The sequence below is a fragment of the Streptomyces sp. NPDC050315 genome (assembly GCF_040655775.1).
Classification (GTDB): domain Bacteria; phylum Actinomycetota; class Actinomycetes; order Streptomycetales; family Streptomycetaceae; genus Streptomyces.
The window spans coordinates 21,452-40,624 of record NZ_JBFAKN010000006.1 but is presented as its reverse complement, the minus strand read 5'-3'; the positions used below and the strand labels follow the sequence as shown (position 1 = coordinate 40,624).

Here is a 19,173-nt window from a genome sequence, read left to right as displayed (position 1 = left end):
GTTCGGGGCAGGAGGCCAAGGACGGGTGTCGGCAGTTGGAATGAGCTGTCCCGCCCCGCGGGACTAGCATGCGGAAGGACAGGGAGGGGACCGACCCCTAACTGCCTGACCGCTCTGAGGAGCGATTAACGATGTTCGAGAGGTTCACCGACCGCGCGCGGCGGGTTGTCGTCCTGGCTCAGGAAGAAGCCCGGATGCTCAACCACAACTACATCGGCACCGAGCACATTCTCCTGGGCCTGATCCATGAGGGTGAGGGTGTCGCCGCTAAGGCCCTGGAGAGCCTCGGGATTTCGCTCGAGGCGGTCCGCCAGCAGGTGGAGGAGATCATTGGCCAGGGCCAGCAGGCCCCGTCCGGCCACATTCCCTTCACTCCCCGTGCCAAGAAGGTCCTGGAGCTGTCGCTCCGCGAGGCCCTCCAGCTCGGCCACAACTACATCGGCACCGAGCACATCCTGCTCGGCCTGATCCGCGAGGGCGAGGGCGTCGCCGCCCAGGTCCTCGTGAAGCTGGGCGCCGATCTGAACCGGGTGCGGCAGCAGGTCATCCAGCTGCTCTCCGGCTACCAGGGCAAGGAGACGGCCGCCGCGGGCGGCCCCGCCGAGGGCACGCCCTCGACCTCCCTCGTCCTGGACCAGTTCGGCCGCAATCTCACGCAGGCCGCTCGGGAGACCAAGCTCGACCCGGTCATCGGGCGCGAGAAGGAGATCGAGCGGGTCATGCAGGTGCTGTCCCGCCGTACGAAGAACAACCCGGTCCTCATCGGCGAGCCCGGCGTCGGCAAGACGGCGGTCGTCGAGGGCCTGGCGCAGGCCATCGTCAAGGGCGAGGTGCCCGAGACCCTCAAGGACAAGCACCTCTACACCCTCGACCTCGGTGCCCTGGTCGCCGGCTCCCGGTACCGCGGTGACTTCGAGGAGCGCCTGAAGAAGGTGCTCAAGGAGATCCGCACCCGCGGCGACATCATCCTGTTCATCGACGAGCTGCACACCCTGGTGGGTGCGGGTGCCGCCGAGGGCGCGATCGACGCCGCCAGCATCCTGAAGCCGATGCTGGCCCGCGGTGAGCTGCAGACCATCGGTGCGACCACGCTCGACGAGTACCGCAAGCACCTGGAGAAGGACGCGGCCCTGGAGCGCCGTTTCCAGCCGATCCAGGTCGCGGAGCCGTCGCTGCCGCACACGATCGAGATCCTCAAGGGCCTGCGCGACCGCTACGAGGCGCACCACCGCGTCTCGATCACGGACGAGGCGCTGGTCCAGGCCGCCCAGCTGGCCGACCGGTACATCTCCGACCGCTTCCTGCCGGACAAGGCGATCGACCTGATCGACGAGGCCGGGTCCCGGATGCGCATCCGCCGGATGACCGCGCCGCCGGACCTCCGCGAGTTCGACGAGAAGATCGCCGACGTGCGCCGGGAGAAGGAGTCCGCGATCGACTCGCAGGACTTCGAGATGGCCGCGGGCCTGCGCGACAAGGAGAAGCAGCTCCTGGCCGCGAAGGCGAAGCGGGAGAAGGAGTGGAAGGCCGGCGACATGGATGTCGTCGCCGAGGTCGACGGCGAGCTGATCGCCGAGGTCCTGGCCACGGCCACCGGCATCCCGGTCTTCAAGCTCACCGAGGAGGAGTCTTCCCGTCTCCTCCGCATGGAGGACGAGCTGCACAAGCGCGTCATCGGCCAGAAGGACGCCATCAAGGCGCTCTCGCAGGCCATCCGGCGTACGCGTGCCGGCCTGAAGGACCCGAAGCGCCCCGGCGGTTCGTTCATCTTCGCGGGCCCGTCCGGTGTCGGTAAGACCGAGCTGTCCAAGACGCTCGCCGAGTTCCTCTTCGGCGACGAGGACGCGCTGATCTCCCTCGACATGTCGGAGTTCAGCGAGAAGCACACGGTCTCCCGGCTCTTCGGTTCGCCTCCCGGCTACGTCGGCTACGAAGAGGGCGGCCAGCTGACCGAGAAGGTCCGCCGCAAGCCGTTCTCCGTGGTCCTCTTCGACGAGGTCGAGAAGGCCCACCCGGACATCTTCAACTCGCTGCTGCAGATCCTGGAGGACGGTCGCCTGACCGACTCCCAGGGCCGGGTCGTGGACTTCAAGAACACCGTCATCATCATGACGACGAACCTCGGCACCCGGGACATCTCCAAGGGCTTCAACCTGGGCTTCGCCGCCCAGGGCGACGTCAAGTCCGGGTACGAGCGGATGAAGAACAAGGTCAACGAAGAGCTCAAGCAGCACTTCCGGCCGGAGTTCCTGAACCGTGTCGATGACACGGTGGTCTTCCACCAGCTCACCGAGGAAGACATCATCCAGATCGTCGACCTGATGATCGCCAAGGTGGACGAGCGCCTCAAGGACCGCGACATGGGCATCGAGCTCAGCTCCGAGGCCAAGTCGCTGCTCGCCAAGCGCGGTTACGACCCGGTGCTGGGCGCCCGCCCGCTGCGCCGGACGATCCAGCGCGAGATCGAGGACGCCCTCTCGGAGAAGATCCTCTTCAGCGAGCTGCGTCCGGGCCACATCGTGGTCGTCGATGTCGAGGGCGAGGGGGAGAACGCCAAGTTCACCTTCCGCGGCGAGGAGAAGTCGGCCCTGCCCGACGCCCCGCCGATCGAGTCCGCCGGCTCGGGCCCGAACCTGAGCAAGGACGCGTAAGCGTCACCGCAGCTCACCGTCGCTGCCCCGGAACCACCTGGTTCCGGGGCAGCGGCGTTTTCGGGCGGCGTACGCCTAGAGCTCCACGACCTCGATGCCCTCCGGCACGCCGGTCGGGCGCGGCAGGCGGCTGCCCACCAGGAGCGTGTCCAGGTGCGGGAAGGCGGCCAGCCAGTCCATCGGGACGCCGAGGTCGTAGGAGAGCCACAGCCGGGTCAGCGGCTCGGCGGCGATGCCCTCGATGAGCTGGTCGGGGGTGAACCGCCCGGCGATCTGGAGGTGCGGCCGGCCGCCGAGCCGGCGCAGCGCGTGCAGCTCCTCCAGGTCGGACACCGGGAAGTACAGCTCGGCGTCGTCGAGGTGGGCGATGATCTCGCGGGCGTACCGCTCGGTGTCGTACCGCCGCCAGGCGCTCGCCAGTTGCGCCCGTACGTCCAGGTGGGACCGTTCCCGCAGCCCGGTGAGGTAGTCGATGGCCATGTCGTCGGCGATGGAGGTGGCGGTGAGGGCGAGGAGGTACGCCTCGGCGTTGGTGGCCTTGGCCGGGTCCGGCAGCATCTCCAGGACGATCGGGCCGATCCAGCCCAGCGCGCGGGCCCCGGCCGGGGTGGTCGGCCGCATCATGTCGCGCGTGAAGCGCTGCACCCGCGCCCGGACCTCCGGGTCCAGCTCCGTGGCGTGCTCCAGGCACGCGGCGGCCAGCAGCTTGCGGTGCCGGGCGTCCGCGGCTTTTACGCCCGCGTGCGGCGCCAGCAGCCCGTTCAGCAGTGCCGCGCACTCGTCGGGCCGGGCGAGGGCGACCGCCATCCGGATGACGTCCTCCCACTCCGTGTGGTGCGCGTGGTCCAGCAGCAGGGTGAAGTCGTGCTGCTGCACGGTGGCCCGCGCGGCCAGATAGTCCTGGAACGTGCGGTGTACGAAGTCGACGGTCCCGGGCGTCGTCTCGCGCAGCAGCCCCGTACGGTTCAGCAGGTGCCGGTAGACGTCCTTGGCGTCGCCCTGCCGGGCCGCGTCGGGAATGGCGGGCAGATGCTGGGCCAGGGTGTCCACGGCGACGTCGCGGTCCATCTCGGAGCGGCCGTTGACCAGCATCCAGCGCGCCAGCTTCTGCAGCAGCTGTATCTTCGGCTGCCGCGGCAGGTCGATGGCGTCGGTGGCGACCATCGCGCGTTCCCGGTCCCGCCGTTCCAGCAGCATCGACAGGCCCGCGTCGTACAGCTCCTTGCGCCCGCTGGGCAGATAGCCGCGCCGGTCCCGGTGGAGCGCGCACAGCAGGCCGCACATCAGCGGGTTGGTCGCCAGCCGTCCGAGGTCACGGGTGATGCGTACGGCGTTCAGCAGCGTCCGCTCGTAATGCCCGAGGCGGTCCAGGTCGGCGGGTGACTGCTGGGCGGCGGCGCGGTGCCAGCGCTGGATGAACGCCGCGACGTCCTCGCGGCTCATCGGCGCCAGCCGCAGTTCGGTGAAGCCGTCGGCGGCCAGCCAGTCCTCCGGCACGGCGGACGGCCGGGAGGTCACCACCCAGACGTTGCCCGGGTACTGCTCCGCCCACTCGCGCAGCCGCAGCCGGAGCCGCTCGCGCTCGTCCTCCGGCGCCTCGTCCACGCCGTCCACGAGCAGCAGCCCGCGGCCGTCCCGCAGCACCCGCTCCGCCCAGCCGGCCGGCTGGGCGTCCGCGCCCGGGTACCCCATGGCCGCCAGGAAGCCGTCCGGCGACGGGATGCCGGAGCGGGACGCGAAGCGGCGTACGGGCAGCAGGAACGGCACCCGGCCGCGCAGCTCCCCGGCCAGTGCCGCGGGCAGCTCGCCGCGTGCCGTGGCGACCGCCAGCCACTGCAGCAGCGTCGTCTTGCCGGACCCCGCGACGCCCCGTACGAGCACCCTGTCCAGCCCGGCCAGCGCCTGCTCGGCAGGCACGGGTGGGGCCTGCGGCCCCGGGTCGCGCTGTTCGTCCGGCGTCGCGGGCAGTCGTGGCTGGCCGCGCTCGCACTGGAGCCCCAGGTAGGCCGCGTCCAGCGGCCAGCTGTCCGGCGAGTGCGCGAGGTCGATGCCGAAGATCGTGAGGTGGTTGTGGAGCACGGTGGTGTCCCGCGCGAACCGCGCCTCGAAGGCGGCGTCGTCGGTCGTGGGATCCATACGGCGGTGTCCCCCGGTAACTGGTGGGCGCGGTCAACGCTGTTGGGGAATCAGGGTAGGGGAGCGGGGCGGGATTGTGAGGAGGCCGGGAAGTCCTGCCCGACGACGTCGAGCGCGTGGAGGTGGGGGAAGTGGCGTGCGACGGCTTCCCGGTCGGCGAACTCCCCGGTGGGGTCGTAGAGCCTGAGCCTGGCCAGGCCGGGGAGCGTGAGGCCGGCCGGGCAGTCGGCGAGGCAGTCGGCGCTCACGCTGAGGTACGTGAGCGACTCCAGAGCCGCGATCTCCGCCCAGCCCGCGGCGTCCCGCGGGCAGGCATGGGAGTCGAGCAGCAGGTTCTTCAGCTCCGGCCAGGCCCGCACGCCGCACGGGCCGGACCAGTCGCGGGAAGCGGTGCCGCCCAGCCGCAGACTCTGGAGAGGGGCCTCCTTCGGCAGGTCGTCGGGGCTCCAGGGGACGTCCGGCAGATGGATCGACAGGCTGGTGAGCCCGGACAGCGAGGCGAGGGGGCGCAGGTCCCGGGGCTGGGTGAGGTGGAACAGCCCCAGCCACTCCAGAGGCAGCCCGGCGAGCGGGGAGAGATCGGTGACACGCGGGGTGTCATAGAGGGTCAGCTCGGCGAGCCGAGGTGTCTCCCGCAGGAATGCGAGGTCGTGGACGTCATTGGCCTCGATCCGGAGCAACCCGGCGCCGGCCTCGCGGGCGTACGACGCGAGCGCGTCCTGGGACACCTTGCTGCGCACGTCGATCCGCTCGCGCCCGCCCAGCTCCCGCAGCAGCCGCAGATGTGCGTCGGTGTGGACCGAGAACATCAAGCCGTCCGCATCGAGATGCCGGACCACCTCCTCCGCGTACCGCTCCGCATCGAACCGGTGCCACGCCCACACCAATTGCGAGCGCACCCGGAGCGCCGAATGGTCCCGAAATCGCGCCAGCACCGGCAGTGCCCGCTCCGACTCCACGTTCGATGCCGCGACCGTGACGGCGACGGCCTCGTCCTCGCTCAGCCCCTCCGGGCCCGGCAGAAGTTCCAGTACCAGCGATCCCGCCCCCGCCAGCTCCCGTGCCTCCTCGGCCGAGCGGGGCGGCAGCAGGTCGGCCGTGCGTTCCTCCACGGCTCGGCGGACCGCCGGGTCCAGTTCCGAGGCGTGTTCCAGGCAGGCCAGGGCGAGGAGTTGGATGCGGATGCGGATCGCGCGTTCCCCCTCGCCGTTCGCCGCGTCCGCGCGGGCCAGCAACTCGCGCAGGATCTCGGCCCGTTCGCGCGGGCGGCCGTGGGCGACCGCCATCCGGATCACGTCCTCCCACTGGGAGTCGTGCGCGTGGGCGATCAGCAGGCCGATGTCCCACTCCTCGACCGCGGCTCGCGCGCCCAGGTAGTCCTGGAAGGTGCGGTGCACGAAGTGGACGGCGCCCGGGGCCGGTTCGCGGAGTAGGCCGCTGCGGAGCAGGAGGTGGCGGAAGACGGCGGGCGCGTCGCCCTGGGCGGCCGCCGCGGGGACGGCCGGCAGGGCGTCGGCGATGATCCGTTCCGCGTGCGCGCGGTCCAGTTCGGTCCGGCCGTTGCGGATCAGCCAGTACGCGAGCCGTTGCAGGAGCTGGATCTGCGGCTCGTCGCTCAGCTCGATGCCGTCCGGGCCGTTCATGTCGCGCTCGCGGTCGCGGCGCGAGAGCAGCATCGTCAGCGCCGCGTCGTACAGCTCCTTGCGCCCGTGCGGCAGATAGCCGCGCCGGTCCCGGTGGAGCGCGCAGATCAGCCCGCACATCAGGGGATTGGTGGCCAGCCGCGCCAGGTCCGCCTTGGTGCGTACGGCGTGCAGCAGCGACTGCTCGTACGCGGCGAGCCGGTCCTCGTCGGCGGGGGTGTCCGCGCGGGCGGCGGCGTGCCAGCGCCCGATGAACGCGGCGACGTCGTCCCGGCTCATCGACGCGAGCGTCAGCTCCGTGAAGCCGTCGGCCGCGAGCCAGTCCTCGCGTACGGCGGAGGGGCGCGAGGTCACCATCCACAGGTTGTGCGGGAACGCGTCGAGGAGGTCGCGCAGCCAGCGCCGGGTCCGGTCGCGGTCCCGTTCCGGTATCTCGTCCAGTCCGTCCACGAGGACCAGCCCGCGCCCGCTCGTCAGCACCCGGTGCGCCCACCCGTCCGGCTGCGCGCCGGACACCGGGCAGCCGACGGCCGCGAGGAAGCGGCCGGGCGTGGGGAGGTCCGCGCCGGCGCGCTGGAGCGTCCGCAGGGGCAGGACGAAGGGAATGCGCCCGTACAGGTGCGGCATCGCGACCGCGTCGCCCGCCGGGGTGCAGGAGACCGCGAGCCACTGCACCAGCGTGCTCTTGCCCGAGCCCGCCACGCCGCGCAGCAGTACCCGGCTGTGCCCGGCGAGCGCGTGGTCGGCGGGGACCGGCGGCGCGGGTGGGGCCGGGGCGTCGTCCAGGCCGGTGAAGAACGCGTCCTCGGGGGCGGCGGCCGCACGGTCCGCGTACGTCGCCTCCAGGCTCATGTACGCCGCGTCCAGTGGCCACCGGTCCGGTGAATGGGCCAGGTCGATGCCGTAGATCGTCAGCCGGCCGTGCTTCTTGCCGAGGTAGCCGAGGTACTCGCGCTCGAAGGCGGTGTCGGCGGCGCGCGGCGAGGGCGTGCGCGCGAGGAGCTCGTCGGTCAGCGCGACGAGCCGGTCCAGGCTCCGGCTCTGCTGGACGAGGGTGCGCGCGACAAAGGTCGAGCGCTGGGTGAAGAAGTGCACGATGTGCAGGCAGGCCACGCCGAGCAGGGCGTCGTGCAGCAGCTCCGCGTCCCGGGAGAGCGCGTCGAGCCGTGCCCCGTTCGCCCGCCGCAGCCGCTCCGCGAGCGCCGGGGCGCCGAGCTGGACGGCCTGTACGTCGTCCATGGCCAGCTCGCCCAGGCCGTACAGGGTGCGCGCGAGCGCGTCGGCGACGGCGGTCTCCTCGTCGGCGGGGACGGGCCGCTCGCCGGGCCCGGCCGCGCGCACCGCGCGGGTGACCAGCTCCTCGGCGATCTTCCGCAGGTCGCTCTCGGTGAGGGTGCGCTTCTCGCCCGTGAACGAGACCAGCGCCGACACCCGTACCGGCTTCTCCGCCAGGCCCGCGCCGGGCCCCTCCTTCACGAAGAGCCGTTTCACGAGCGGCGCGACGACGGACGACGCCAGCCGCGCGCCGAGTGCCGAGGGGTCCATGCCGGGCCCTCCCCCTTCTTTCCGCCGGGCCGGATGCGGCCTATTACGTTACCGGGATCACAGGTCCTTGGTCCCGAAACGGACATACCAAGGGCCCCGCCCAAAGCGGACGGAACGGGGGGTTCGGTGACATGCCGCACAGCGGATTTCGGGCCTACTAAAGGCCATAGGAAAGGCGCCGGACAGTGGTGCGGGACCCGTTTCCCGGGTGGGCCGGGACTTTTGGCAGGGGGGTGGGCGGGACCTGCGTCGGAGAAGTCGAGGATCAAGGGAATGGCTGGTGGGGGCGGAATCCGGGCCGCGAGATCGGCTTTCGCGCAGGCCGGGTCGGGATGTTTTGGAGTGGCGGAGCCGGGTAGCGCAAGGGGCTGATTCCCGCAGCTTTTAATACGGGGTGCGGTAGTAGAAAGGCTTCTTGGCAGGCCCGCGAGCGGCGGTTACCAATGAATAGCGATCCCGGTTGGTCCCGGCCGGGAGTCAATTCTTTCGGAGGTAATCCCCGTATGTCGAAGTTCTCCCTCACCCGGTATTCGAAGAAGCCCGCCCTGCGTACCCGTGCCACCGTTCTCGTGGCCGGGATGGGCGCCTCCCTCGCGCTGGGTGCCGGTGCTGCTTCGGCGATGGACGGCGGCGCGGTATCGCTCCAGGGCCTCTCCACGGACGTGGCGAGCACGGTGAGCGCGCAGGCCGACGCGCAGAAGAAGTCGATCGACGCGGAGAAGAAGGCCGCGGCCGATCGCGCCCAGGCCGCCGCTGACCGGCACGAGCGTGCCGAGCGGCAGCTGCAGAAGACCAGCGGCTGGGAGAAGCCGGTGGACAAGTACGGCATCGGCGAGAAGTTCGGTAACGCCGGCAGCATGTGGTCGAACAAGCACAGCGGTCAGGACTTCGTGGTGCCCACCGGTACCAAGGTGAAGGCCGCGCACGAGGGCACCGTGGTGAAGGCGGGCCCGAATGGCGGCGGTGACGGTCCGGCGTACGGCAATGCCATTGTGATCAAGCACGGCCCGAACACGTACACCCAGTACGCGCACCTTTCGAAGATCGATGTCCAGGCGGGCCAGAAGGTGTCCGCCGGCCAGGAGATCGGCCTTTCCGGCAGCACCGGTAATTCGTCCGGCCCGCACCTGCACTTCGAGGTCCGTACCGGCCCGAACTACGGCACCGGCATCGAGCCCGTGGACTTCCTGCGCGGCGAGCACGTGAACGTCTGAGCCGGCCGGCCGACGACAACTTAATCCTGTGGTGCCGCGGCGGTATTCGCCGCGGTGACCAATTCCAAGGCGACTTCGAGGACGGCCCTGCGCTTCTCCTCGGGGTCGCCTTCGACGTTCTGCATGGCGAACATGCCGGAATGCAGCGATACCAGTGCGGTGATGCAGCGCGCCTGGTCCTTCAGTGCGGCGTCCGGCTCGTTGAGGAGCCCGGCCATCGCGAGCATCCGCTCCTTGAACGATTCGCCGATGCTCAGGTCGCGGACGGTGGCCTGGTTCTCCTGCATAAAGCGGAAGAGCGGTGCGGCGTCGCGCAGCGCCTCGCTGTACCGGCGGAGGACCTCGGTCTTCGTCTCCAGCGTGCGCGGCCGGTCGGCGGCCCACGCGATCAGCTCGTCGCAGGGCCCGGCCAGGTCCTCGAAGAGGCTGATGACGATGTCTTCCTTGGTCTTGAAGTGGTAGTACAGCGCCGCCTTGGTGACTTCGAGGTGCTCGGCGATCTCCCGCAGTGAGGTCTTCTCGTAGCCCTGCTGCGCGAAGAGGTCCAGGGCCACGTCCTGAATGCGCTGCCGGGTGTCGCCCCTGCGCGCGCGTGCTGTGCCCATGGTGCGCTCCTGCCTTGTCGTGCTCGTTCCCGCGGACCGTCCGTGGCCGCGCCGGGCCGGGCACAAACTTACTTGACGCCCGGCTAGTTGCCTCTTACCGTCCTCGTGGAATCAAAACTAGCCGGTCGGCAAGTAAGTGGACGGGCCGGACGGCACGACAACAGGAAAACGGGGGAGTGAGTGATGGCCGCCACCCAGGCCACCGCACCTACGGAGCACGGCGGGGAACAGCCCGCGAGCGTGCGCGTGGTGCTCTTCGCCTTGATGATCGCGATGCTGCTCGCGATGCTCGACAACATGATCGTGGGCACCGCGATGCCGACGATCGTCGGCGAGCTCGGCGGCCTCGACCACCTCTCCTGGGTGGTCACCGCCTACACGCTCGCCACCGCCGCCTCCACCCCGATCTGGGGCAAGCTCGGCGACATGTACGGCCGCAAGGGCGTCTTCCTCGCGTCCATCGTGCTGTTCCTGATCGGCTCGGCGCTCTCCGGCATGGCTCAGGACATGGGCCAGCTCATCGCCTTCCGCGCCGTCCAGGGCCTGGGCGCCGGCGGTCTGATGGTCGGCGTCATGGCGATCATCGGCGACCTGATCCCGCCCCGCGAGCGCGGCAAGTACCAGGGCATGATGGCCGGCGTCATGGCCGTCGCCATGATCGGCGGCCCGCTGGTCGGCGGCACCATCACCGACCACCTCGGCTGGCGCTGGAGTTTCTACATCAACCTGCCGCTCGGCGCGATAGCCCTGGCCATGGTCACCGCCGTGCTGCACCTGCCCAAGAAGCGCACCGAGGCGCGCATCGACTACGTGGGCGCCGCGCTGCTCACCATCGGCATCACCGCGCTCGTACTGATCACGACCTGGGGCGGTACGGAGTACGCCTGGGGCTCGGCGCAGATCGTGGGCCTCGGCGCGCTCGGCGTGCTGTCCCTCCTCGCCTTCGTGCTCGTCGAGCGCAAGGTCAGCGAGCCGGTGCTGCCGCTGCACATCTTCCGCAACGGCAACTTCTCGCTCGTCACCGTGATCGGCTTCCTCGTCGGCTTCGTGATGTTCGGGTCGATGACCTTCCTGCCGCTCTTCCAGCAGAGCGTCCAGGGCGCCTCGGCCACCAACTCCGGGCTGCTGCTCCTGCCGATGCTGCTGGCGATGATGGCGGTCTCGCTGATCGCGGGTCGGATCACCACGAGCAGCGGCCGGTACAAGATCTTCGTGGTCGGCGGCGGCGCGCTGATCACCGCGGGCCTCTTCCTGCTGTCCCTCATGGACACCGGCACCAGCCGCTTCACCTCGGGCGCGTACATGGCCGTCCTCGGCGCCGGCATGGGCTTCCTGATGCAGACCACCATGCTCATCGCGCAGAACAGCGTCGAGATGAAGGACATGGGCGTCGGCTCGTCCTCCGCCACGCTCTTCCGGACCATCGGCGGCTCCTTCGGCGTGGCGATCTTCGGCGCGCTCTTCACCCACCAGGTGCAGAGCACCATGACCGAGCGGGTCGGCGCGGCCGGCGGCAAGGCCATGTCCGGCGGGACGCAGCTCGACGCCAAGGGCCTGGAACAGATCCCGGCCCAGCTGAAGGACGCGTACCTGCACGCGGTCGCCGACGGCACCCACCTGGTCTTCCTGTGGGGCGCTGCCATCAGCGTCATCGGTTTCGCCGCGGCGTGGTTCCTCAAGGAGGTCCCGCTGCGCGGCGGCCCGGCGAAGCCGGCGTCCGGTGACGAGCCGCAGGACGCCGTCCCGGAAAAGCTGCCGCAGGGCGTCTGACGCCCGCTGCCGGGCCCGGCGGTCAGTTCTCCGGGCCCGGCAGCTGGATCACCGGGAAGCTGCCCGTCGCCGTCGGGGCGTTCTCCGGGAGCCACAGGACGGCGACGGCGCCGGTCGTGCCGTCGACGGCGGGCTCCGCGTTGCGGAAGGTCAGCCGCGCGCCCAGGACACGTGCCTGGCCCGCCGCGATGGTCAGGCCCAGCCCGTGGCCGCGCCCCGCCCGGTCGCTGCTGCCGGTGCGGAAGCGGCTCGGGCCCTCGCGCAGCAGCGCCTCGGGGAAGCCGGGCCCGTGGTCGCGCACCCGGATCACCCGGCCCTCGACCGTGACCTCGACCGGCGGCCTGCCGTGCCGGGACGCGTTGGCGATGAGGTTGCCGAGGATCCGCTCCAGGCGGCGCGGGTCGGTACTGACCTCCGCGTCCCGAACGATCTCGACCTCGATGTCGGGCCCGAGCGCGCGCACCCGCCGCCGGACGAATTCCCCGAGGTCCACGTCCTGCAGCTCGGCCCGCTCGGCATAGCCGTCCAGCCGGGCCACCTCCAGTACGTCCTCCACCAGCGTCCGCATGGCCTGCGCCCGGTCCCGTACGAGCTCGGTCGGGCGGCCCGGAGGCAGCAGCTCGGCCGCCGTGAGCAGCCCGGTGACCGGCGTGCGCAGCTCGTGCGCGATGTCCGCCGTGACCCGCCGCTCGGCCTCGATACGCGTCTGCAGCGCGTCCGACATGGCGTCGATGGCGTGCGCCAGCTCGTCCGTCTCGTCCCGTACCCGGCCGGGGATCTCGTCCCGTACGCGGACGGAGGTGTCGCCCTCGGCGAGCTTGCGGGCCGCCGCTGCCGCCTTCCGCAGCCGCTGGGAGAGCCGGCCGCCGACCAGCACGCCCAGCGCGCAGCCCGCCGCGACGACCGAGATGGACCCGATGAACAGCGCCTGGTCCAGGTCGTCCAGGACGGTGAAGCGGTCGGGGTAGTCGTTGTGCAGGGACAGCACCCGGCCGTCGTCCAGCGGCGCCGCGGCCCACACCTCCGGCGCGCCCTCCCCGCTGTCCTGCAGATAGGTGGCGCGCCGGCCCTCGGCGACCTCGGCGCGCAGCTCCTTGGGCAGCTTCGGGTCGTCGATGCGGGCGCCGAACTGGAGCCGGCTGGTGGTCTCGTAGATCCGCTGGGTGAAGTTCAGCCGCTCGATCTGCACGTCGCGGCTGTTGTCGAGCATGGAGACGCGCGCCGCGTTGTGCACGACGAGGCTCAGCGCGATCGCGACCAGCGCGCCGACGAGCGCGATCGCCGCACTGAGCTTCCAGCGCAGTCCCGTACGCAGGGCGAGGCCGACCACCGGCGGGTCAGCCTCTCAGCTTGTAGCCGAAGCCGCGGACCGTCTCGATCCGGTCCTGGCCGATCTTGCCGCGCAGCCGCTGGACGTGCACGTCCACGACCCGGGTGTCGCCGCCCCAGCCGTAGTCCCACACCCGCTCCAGCAGCCGGTCGCGGGAGAGCACCGTGCCCGGTGCGTCGGAGAATTCCAGCAGCAGCCGCATCTCGGTCGGCGTCAGCGCCACCGGCGTGCCGCCCTTGCGGACCTCCATGCCCTCGGTGTCGACCTCCAGGTCCCCGAAGCGCAGCAGGCCGTCGGCCGCCGACGCCGCCGCCTCCTTGCCCGCACCGCTGCGGCTGTCCGGGCCGCTCGCGTGCCCGAAGCGGCGCAGCACGGCCCGTATACGGGCCACCAGCACAGCGCCGTCGAACGGCTTGGTGACGTAGTCGTCGGCGCCCGCCTCCAGGCCGAGCACCACATCGATGGAGTCGGCCCGCGCGGACAGCATGATGACCGGGACCGTCGACTCGTCCCGGATGCGCCGGCACAGGCTGACGCCGTCCAGGCCCGGCACCATCACGTCCAGCAGGGCGATGTCGGGCCGGGTGGCGCGGAAGGCGTCCAGGCCCGACAGCCCGTCGGGCATCGCCGTGACGCGGAAGCCGTCGCGCTCCAGCGCGAGTTGGGTGGCTTCCCGGATGACGTCGTCGTCCTCGACGAAGAGCACATGGGTCTCGGCCATGCCGGTTCTCAGTCCTCCGATGGTGTCGCGCCGTCCTCGGCGCCGTCCACGGTCTTGCTGTAGTCGGTGTGGTAGCGGGAGTACTCGCTGAAGCGGTTCTTCGCCCAGCGGTACGTCAGCACATCCTCGCCCGTGGGGCAGCACACCGCGTCGCCGGTGTCGTACGTCTGCTTGGTGATCTCCAGCTCGCCCTTGCTCACCCCGGCGTAGACCGGCGGCTGTTCGTTGCTGAAGACGTTCTCATAGCCCTTGTCGCCCTTGCGGTACACGTACGAGCCGATCCCCACGGAGTCCGCGCAGGTCATCACATTGATGATGACGTCGGCGGTCTTCCCGCCGGTCAGCGCGGCGTACGTGACGTCTATTGGGTACTCGTCGGCCGTGCACGGCTTGGCCAGCGTCTTCTTCACGTCGGCGCCGACCTTGGGGTCCTCGCGCAGCAGCGCCCGCGCGTCGACCTTCTTGTACGCCACGGAGGACGAGGGGGAAGGCGTCGGCGTCGCGCTGCGGGCCCGGGACGGCACGGGGCTGTTGCTCGCCGAGCCCTCCGACCGGACCCCGTCACCGGTCGCGTCGCACCCGGCCATCAGCAGCGCCACCGCCGCGGTCCCCGCGAGGGCCGTACCGGCCGTGCGCCACCAGCCCCCGGGCAGGCGCGCGGAAGCGCCCGGCCGCTTCCCGGCCGGTCCGCCGTCGGCTCCGTCGCCTCTGGTCACACCGCTCCTGCTCACCATGCCTGTCACCCGCCGCCGGCCCGGGGACCGACGGCTCCGCGGCCGGTCAGGCCGCGCACCGCTCCCGCTCCTGGTCGTCACGCTCCAGTACGCGCGCGTCGGCCTCGCGGTTCACCAGCTCCTGGCGCAGCCGGGCCAGCGCCCGGTGCAGCGTGCTCTTGACCGTCCCCGTGGACATGCCCAGCGCCGCCGCGGTCTCCTCCGTACTCATCTGCTCCCAGTGTCGCAGGACGACGACGCTGCGCTGCTTGGGAGCCAGTACGGAGAGGATGTCCATCAGCAGGGCACGGTCGGCGCGCTGTTCGGTGCCGTCGTCCACGCTCGCGTCCGGGAGCTGCTCGGTGGGCACCTCCTCCAGCTTGCGCGCACGCCACCACTCGGTCCGCGTGTTGATCATGACGCGGCGCAGGTAGGCGTCGGCGAGCGACTTGTCGGCGATGCCGTCCCAGCGCCCGTACGTGCGGACCAGGGCCGTCTGCAGGAGGTCCTGCGCGTCGACCGGGTCGGGCACCAGACGCCGCGCGCTCCGCAGCAGGGCGTCCTGCCGGGTCCGCACGTATTCCTCGAAGTCCAGTACCTTGCCGCCACTGGTCGCCATTCCGACGCCTCCGTTCTCCGCCTGCGTTCCCCACGTTGTCCGTGCCGGTGGTCGTGGACCGAGCGCCTCGGCGCACGGTCCGTCTCCAGCACGAAGACGAAGCTACGGAGGGGGTGTTGCGGCGTCATGCGCGACTGCCGCACAGCGGATGCACGGAAATCCGTCGGTTGTGTAACAGCGGCGCGGCGCTCCTCCCAGCGGGGTACGGGAGCGGCGCCGAGGTCCTCCTCAAGGCGGAGGACGGGCCCTCCGTACGGGGGGCCCGCCGGGACCGCCGGGATCAGGTCAGCGGGAGCCGGTACATGCCGTCCGCCAGCGGCTCCACCAGACCGTCGGCCACCAGGCCGTCCAGGGCCCTGGCCCGCTGGACGGGCTCGTGCCACACCGCGTCCAGCTTCGCCTGCGGCACCGGCGCGACGGCCTCCCGCAGCACGGCCAGCAGCTTGCCGCGTACCTGCCGGTCGGTGCCCGCGTACGTCTGGACGCGCCGCGGCGGGCCCTCGTGCTCGGGAGAACCGGCCAGCCGCCAGGCGCACTGCGCGGCGACCGGGCAGCGCACGCACTCCGGGCTGCGCGCCGTGCACACCAGCGCGCCCAGCTCCATCGTGGCCGCGGCCCACTTCGCGGCCGTCTCCTCGTCCTCGGGCAGCAGCGCGCGGGCGAGCTTGCGCTCGGCGGCGGTGGTGGCGTTCGGCGGGTACTGCCGTCCGCTCACCGCCCGCGCGAAGACCCGGCGGACGTTCGTGTCGAGGACCGCGTGCCGCTGGCCGTATGCGAAGGAGGCCACGGCCGCCGCGGTGTACTCGCCGACGCCGGGCAGCGCCAGCAGCTGGGCGTGCTCGCGCGGTACGTCGCCGCCGTGCCGCTCCCTTATCGCGGAGGCGGCGGCGTGCAGCCGCAGGGCGCGCCGCGGGTAGCCGAGCCGGCCCCAGGCGCGCACCGCCTCGCCGGACGGCTCGGCGGCCAGGTCGGCCGGGCGGGGCCAGCGGGCCAGCCACTGCTCGTAGACCGGCAGGACGCGGTTGACGGGCGTCTGCTGCAGCATGAACTCGCTGACCATCACGCCCCAGGCACCCGCCTCGGGGCGGCGCCACGGCAGATCGCGGGCGTGCTCGTCGAACCAGTCGTTGACCGGTGCGTGCAGCCGCCGGCCGGCCGCGTCGGCGGCGTCGGCGGCATCCGTGGCGGCGCCGGTGACGGATGCGGCAGCAGGGGCGGAGGCGGCGGCGGAGTCGGCGGGGCGCGGCGCCGGGGTCCCGGCGGGGCGTCCGGTGCCGGGCTCCACGGCGGCGTCGCCGGCGGACTGGGCGGTGGCAGAGGTGGAAGTCATGGCACCGCCGATCCTGACACGGGCCCCCGCACCGGTGAAACGCGCCGGGCCCACGCCGCCCGTTGTGCACCTGCACGTGGTACCCGCACTGCTGCAACGGGGCGTGCGCGGGGCGGCCGGGAGGGCGGGACCGAGGCGGCCCGGAGCGATGGGGTCGAGGCGGCCCGGGGCGCCGCGCGGCGCGTCCGGCCGGGGCGCGAGGATGCTGTCATGAACGACAGCGCGCCCCCGCCCGGCATCCTGCAGGCCCTCGCCGACCACACCACCATGACCCTCGCCTACACGGACGGCGACGGCCCCCAGGCGTGCGCCGTCCTGTACGCACCCATGGACGACGACCCGGCCGCCGTCCCTGTCCTCCTCTTCGTCACCTCCGAGTCCACCCGCCACGGCCGCGCGCTGGCCGCCGCGCAGCCGGCGGCACCGGTCGCCTTCACCGCCCAGCGCGACGGCCAGGACTGGAGCGGCCTGACGGGCGTACAGGGGCGCGGCGTGTGCCGCCGCCTGGACGGCGGGGAGCGCAGGCGCGCCTGGCGCGCGTACGCCGACCGCTTCCCCTACGTGGCGCTCAACCCCAAGCTCCGCGGCGCCATGAACCACACCGCCTTCTGGGAGCTGCGCCCCACCTGGCTCCGCCTGATCGACAACGCCCGCGGTTTCGGCCACAAGGAGGAGTGGGGCGCGTGAAGTCGCGGACGAAGGTGGCCGGTTGACGCCACGGGGTCGCCCATCCGGGCCAATTCTCCTTCCTGACCAGGAAGAACCGGGCAGATGATGGGAAAAGCCGGTGGTCCGTCGGCGGGTACTGGCTGGCATCCGGGCTGATCTCTCGTACAGTTTCCGCGTGGGATCTCTGCGCAATCCGATCGGGCCGCTTCCCTCGTCCATTTACTGGCGACGGAGGGCGGTCGCGTGCGCGATCCTCGCCCTCCTCGTGCTGCTGGCGGTGTGGGCCGTCAACATGGGCAACACCAGCGGTGACGGCAGCTCGAACAGCAAGGGCTCGGCCGGCGGTCCCGCCACGTCCATCACCCCGGGACCCAACGCCACCGACTCCGGCATCAGCCAGAAGCCGGGCGGCCGCGACGAGGCGGGCGACGGCGGCGGTACGGGCGGCGCCGACGCGGGCACCGGCGGCACCGGGAGCGGCGGTTCGGGCGGCTCCGGCACCGGCACGCCGATCGGCGAAGGCGGCGGTACGGGCGGCGGCTCCGGCGCGGGCGTCGGCGGCGGCGTGCTCGTGCCGGGCGGCTCGGCGCTCGCCGACTGCACCGGCTCCGCGGCGCGGCTGACCCTGCGCAGCGTCAAGAACTCGTACGGCCCGGACGCCAAGCCGCGCTTCGAGCTGACCGTCAAGAACACCTCGGACGCGGACTGCAAGGTCGACCTCGGCCGCAAGGCCGCGGTGCTGACGATCAGTCACACCGACAGCGACGCCCATGTGTACGCCTCGGACGACTGCCCGCCGGACACCGGCAGCGCCTTCGTGAAGGTCCCCGCCGGGTCCGCCGTCACCCGCACCGTCGAGTGGGACCGCAAGCCCACTGCCGACCAGTGCGCCACCCCCGCCGCCAAGTCCGCCAAGCCCGGCACCTACCTCGCCGAGGCCACGGTCCAGGGACTGAAGCCGGACAGCACGTCCTTCGTCCTCGCGAAGGACTGAGCGGGCCGAAGCAGGAGCTGAGCGGGCCGCAGGCGTTTGGGCGTACCGCTAGACGTACCGCTCCAGGATCGAGGACTCCGCGAGGCGGCTGAGGCCCTCGCGGACGGAGCGGGCGCGGGCCTCGCCCACGCCGTCCACCGTCTGGAGGTCGTCGACGCTGGCCGCCAGGAGCTTCTGCAGGCCGCCGAAGTGGTCGACGAGGCGGTCGATGACCGCGCCGGGGAGGCGGGGCACCTTGGCCAGCAGGCGGAAGCCGCGCGGGGAGACCGCGGAGTCCAGGGTCTCGGGGGAGCCGCTGTAGCCGAGGGCGCGCGCCACGATGGGGAGTTCGAGCAGCTCGGTGTGGGAGAGCGCGTCCAGCTCGGCGAGCGCCTCGGAGACCGTACGGGAGCGCTTGGCCGTCGGCTCGGGGACATAGTCCCGGGCGACCAGCTCACGCTCCGGCTCGACGCCCGCGATCAGCTCGTCCAGCTGCAGGGAGAGCAGCCGGCCGTCCGTGCCGAGCTCGACGACGTACTCGGCGATCTCGGTGGCGATCCGGCGGACCATCTCCAGCCGCTGGGCCACGGCGGAGACGTCGCGGACCGTCACCAGGTCCTCGATCTCCAGGGCCGAGAGCGTGCCGGCGACCTCGTCCAGGCGGAGCTTGTACCGCTCCAGCGTGGCGAGCGCTTGATTGGCGCGGGAGAGGATCGCGGCGGACTCCTCCAGGACGCGGCGCTCACCGTCCACGTACAGCGCGATCAGCCGCATGGACTGGCTGACCGAGACGACCGGGAAACCGGCCTGGATGGACACCCGCTGCGCCGTGCGGTGGCGGGTGCCGGTCTCCTCGGTGGCGATGGAGGCGTCGGGCACGAGCTGGACGCCGGCCCGCAGGATCTTGGTGATGTCCTTGTCGAGGACCAGCGCGCCGTCGAGCTTGCACAGCTCGCGCAGCCGGGTGGCCGTGAACTCCACGTCGAGGACGAAGCCGCCCGTACACATCGACTCGACGGTCTTGTCGAAGCCGAGGACGATGAGGCCGCCGGTGTTGCCGCGGAGGATGCGCTCGAGTCCGTCGCGCAGTGCCGTGCCCGGTGCGACCGCGCTGAGCGAGGCGCGCATCAGACTGTCACCGCCGGAGCTACCGCCGGACCTTCCGGGGGACGACGCCCGGTCGTTGGCTGCCACTGCACTCCTCCGTCGCAAGGTCTGTCGGTGCCGCAGCCCGCCCGGAGTTGCCTTGGCCGC

General features: G+C 71.7%; 14 protein-coding genes. 5 read left to right on the top strand and 9 right to left on the bottom strand.

Annotation, left to right across the window (positions count from 1 at the left end):
* The first annotated feature begins 131 nt into the window (after positions 1-131).
* Entirely contained in the window at positions 132-2,651 is a 2,520-nt protein-coding gene (locus AB0I82_RS22395) for an ATP-dependent Clp protease ATP-binding subunit (RefSeq protein ID WP_223734902.1), read from the top strand.
* 75 nt (positions 2,652-2,726) lie between these two features.
* Here AB0I82_RS22395 and AB0I82_RS22390 read toward each other — a convergent pair whose 3' ends face one another.
* Positions 2,727-4,787: an NACHT domain-containing protein gene (locus AB0I82_RS22390; protein WP_363259123.1), complete on the bottom strand. Its 2,061-nt coding sequence runs from the start codon at positions 4,785-4,787 to the stop codon at positions 2,727-2,729.
* Between the two features lie 50 nt (positions 4,788-4,837).
* Entirely contained in the window at positions 4,838-7,975 is a 3,138-nt protein-coding gene (locus tag AB0I82_RS22385; RefSeq protein WP_363259122.1) for an NACHT domain-containing protein, read from the bottom strand.
* Positions 7,976-8,478: 503 nt separating this feature from the next.
* On the opposite strand from AB0I82_RS22385, the gene AB0I82_RS22380 reads away from it, so the two are divergent.
* Entirely contained in the window at positions 8,479-9,189 is a 711-nt protein-coding gene (locus AB0I82_RS22380) for a M23 family metallopeptidase (protein WP_363259120.1), read from the top strand.
* A gap of 20 nt (positions 9,190-9,209) precedes the next feature.
* Here the strand turns inward: AB0I82_RS22380 and AB0I82_RS22375 are convergent, their stop codons facing one another.
* Positions 9,210-9,794 (bottom strand): helix-turn-helix domain-containing protein, encoded by a 585-nt coding sequence (locus AB0I82_RS22375; RefSeq protein WP_363259119.1) that lies wholly within the window; start codon positions 9,792-9,794, stop codon positions 9,210-9,212.
* Positions 9,795-9,977: 183 nt separating this feature from the next.
* On the opposite strand from AB0I82_RS22375, the gene AB0I82_RS22370 reads away from it, so the two are divergent.
* Positions 9,978-11,564 (top strand): MDR family MFS transporter, encoded by a 1,587-nt coding sequence (locus tag AB0I82_RS22370; protein ID WP_363259118.1) that lies wholly within the window; start codon positions 9,978-9,980, stop codon positions 11,562-11,564.
* Between the two features lie 22 nt (positions 11,565-11,586).
* Here the strand turns inward: AB0I82_RS22370 and cseC are convergent, their stop codons facing one another.
* The 5 genes from cseC to AB0I82_RS22345 all read right to left on the bottom strand — a co-directional run bounded on the left by cseC (position 11,587) and on the right by AB0I82_RS22345 (position 16,277).
* Positions 11,587-12,894: a two-component system sensor histidine kinase CseC gene (cseC, locus tag AB0I82_RS22365; RefSeq protein ID WP_363259117.1), complete on the bottom strand. Its 1,308-nt coding sequence runs from the start codon at positions 12,892-12,894 to the stop codon at positions 11,587-11,589.
* Positions 12,895-12,901: 7 nt separating this feature from the next.
* Positions 12,902-13,615 (bottom strand): two-component system response regulator CseB, encoded by a 714-nt coding sequence (gene cseB, locus AB0I82_RS22360; RefSeq protein ID WP_363259116.1) that lies wholly within the window; start codon positions 13,613-13,615, stop codon positions 12,902-12,904.
* An 8-nt stretch (positions 13,616-13,623) separates the two neighbouring features.
* Entirely contained in the window at positions 13,624-14,202 is a 579-nt protein-coding gene (locus AB0I82_RS22355; RefSeq protein WP_363259630.1) for a hypothetical protein, read from the bottom strand.
* A 193-nt stretch (positions 14,203-14,395) separates the two neighbouring features.
* Positions 14,396-14,947 carry a SigE family RNA polymerase sigma factor gene (locus AB0I82_RS22350; protein ID WP_030260466.1) on the bottom strand — a complete coding sequence of 184 codons (552 nt, stop codon included), beginning with the start codon at positions 14,945-14,947 and terminating at the stop codon, positions 14,396-14,398.
* A gap of 280 nt (positions 14,948-15,227) precedes the next feature.
* The gene (locus tag AB0I82_RS22345; protein WP_363259115.1) at positions 15,228-16,277 is read right to left on the bottom strand and encodes an A/G-specific adenine glycosylase; all 1,050 of its coding nucleotides are present in this window, start codon (positions 16,275-16,277) and stop codon (positions 15,228-15,230) included.
* 210 nt (positions 16,278-16,487) lie between these two features.
* Between AB0I82_RS22345 and AB0I82_RS22340 the strand changes: the two genes are divergently transcribed.
* Together AB0I82_RS22340 and AB0I82_RS22335 are read left to right on the top strand one after the other, a co-directional pair.
* The gene (locus tag AB0I82_RS22340) at positions 16,488-16,964 is read left to right on the top strand and encodes a pyridoxamine 5'-phosphate oxidase family protein (protein ID WP_363259114.1); all 477 of its coding nucleotides are present in this window, start codon (positions 16,488-16,490) and stop codon (positions 16,962-16,964) included.
* Positions 16,965-17,121: 157 nt separating this feature from the next.
* On the top strand, positions 17,122-17,940 hold the full coding sequence (locus AB0I82_RS22335; RefSeq protein WP_363259113.1) for a hypothetical protein: 819 nt from the start codon (positions 17,122-17,124) through the stop codon (positions 17,938-17,940).
* Between the two features lie 48 nt (positions 17,941-17,988).
* Here AB0I82_RS22335 and disA read toward each other — a convergent pair whose 3' ends face one another.
* Positions 17,989-19,113 (bottom strand): DNA integrity scanning diadenylate cyclase DisA, encoded by a 1,125-nt coding sequence (gene disA, locus AB0I82_RS22330; protein ID WP_363259112.1) that lies wholly within the window; start codon positions 19,111-19,113, stop codon positions 17,989-17,991.
* Positions 19,114-19,173: the final 60 nt, after the last annotated feature.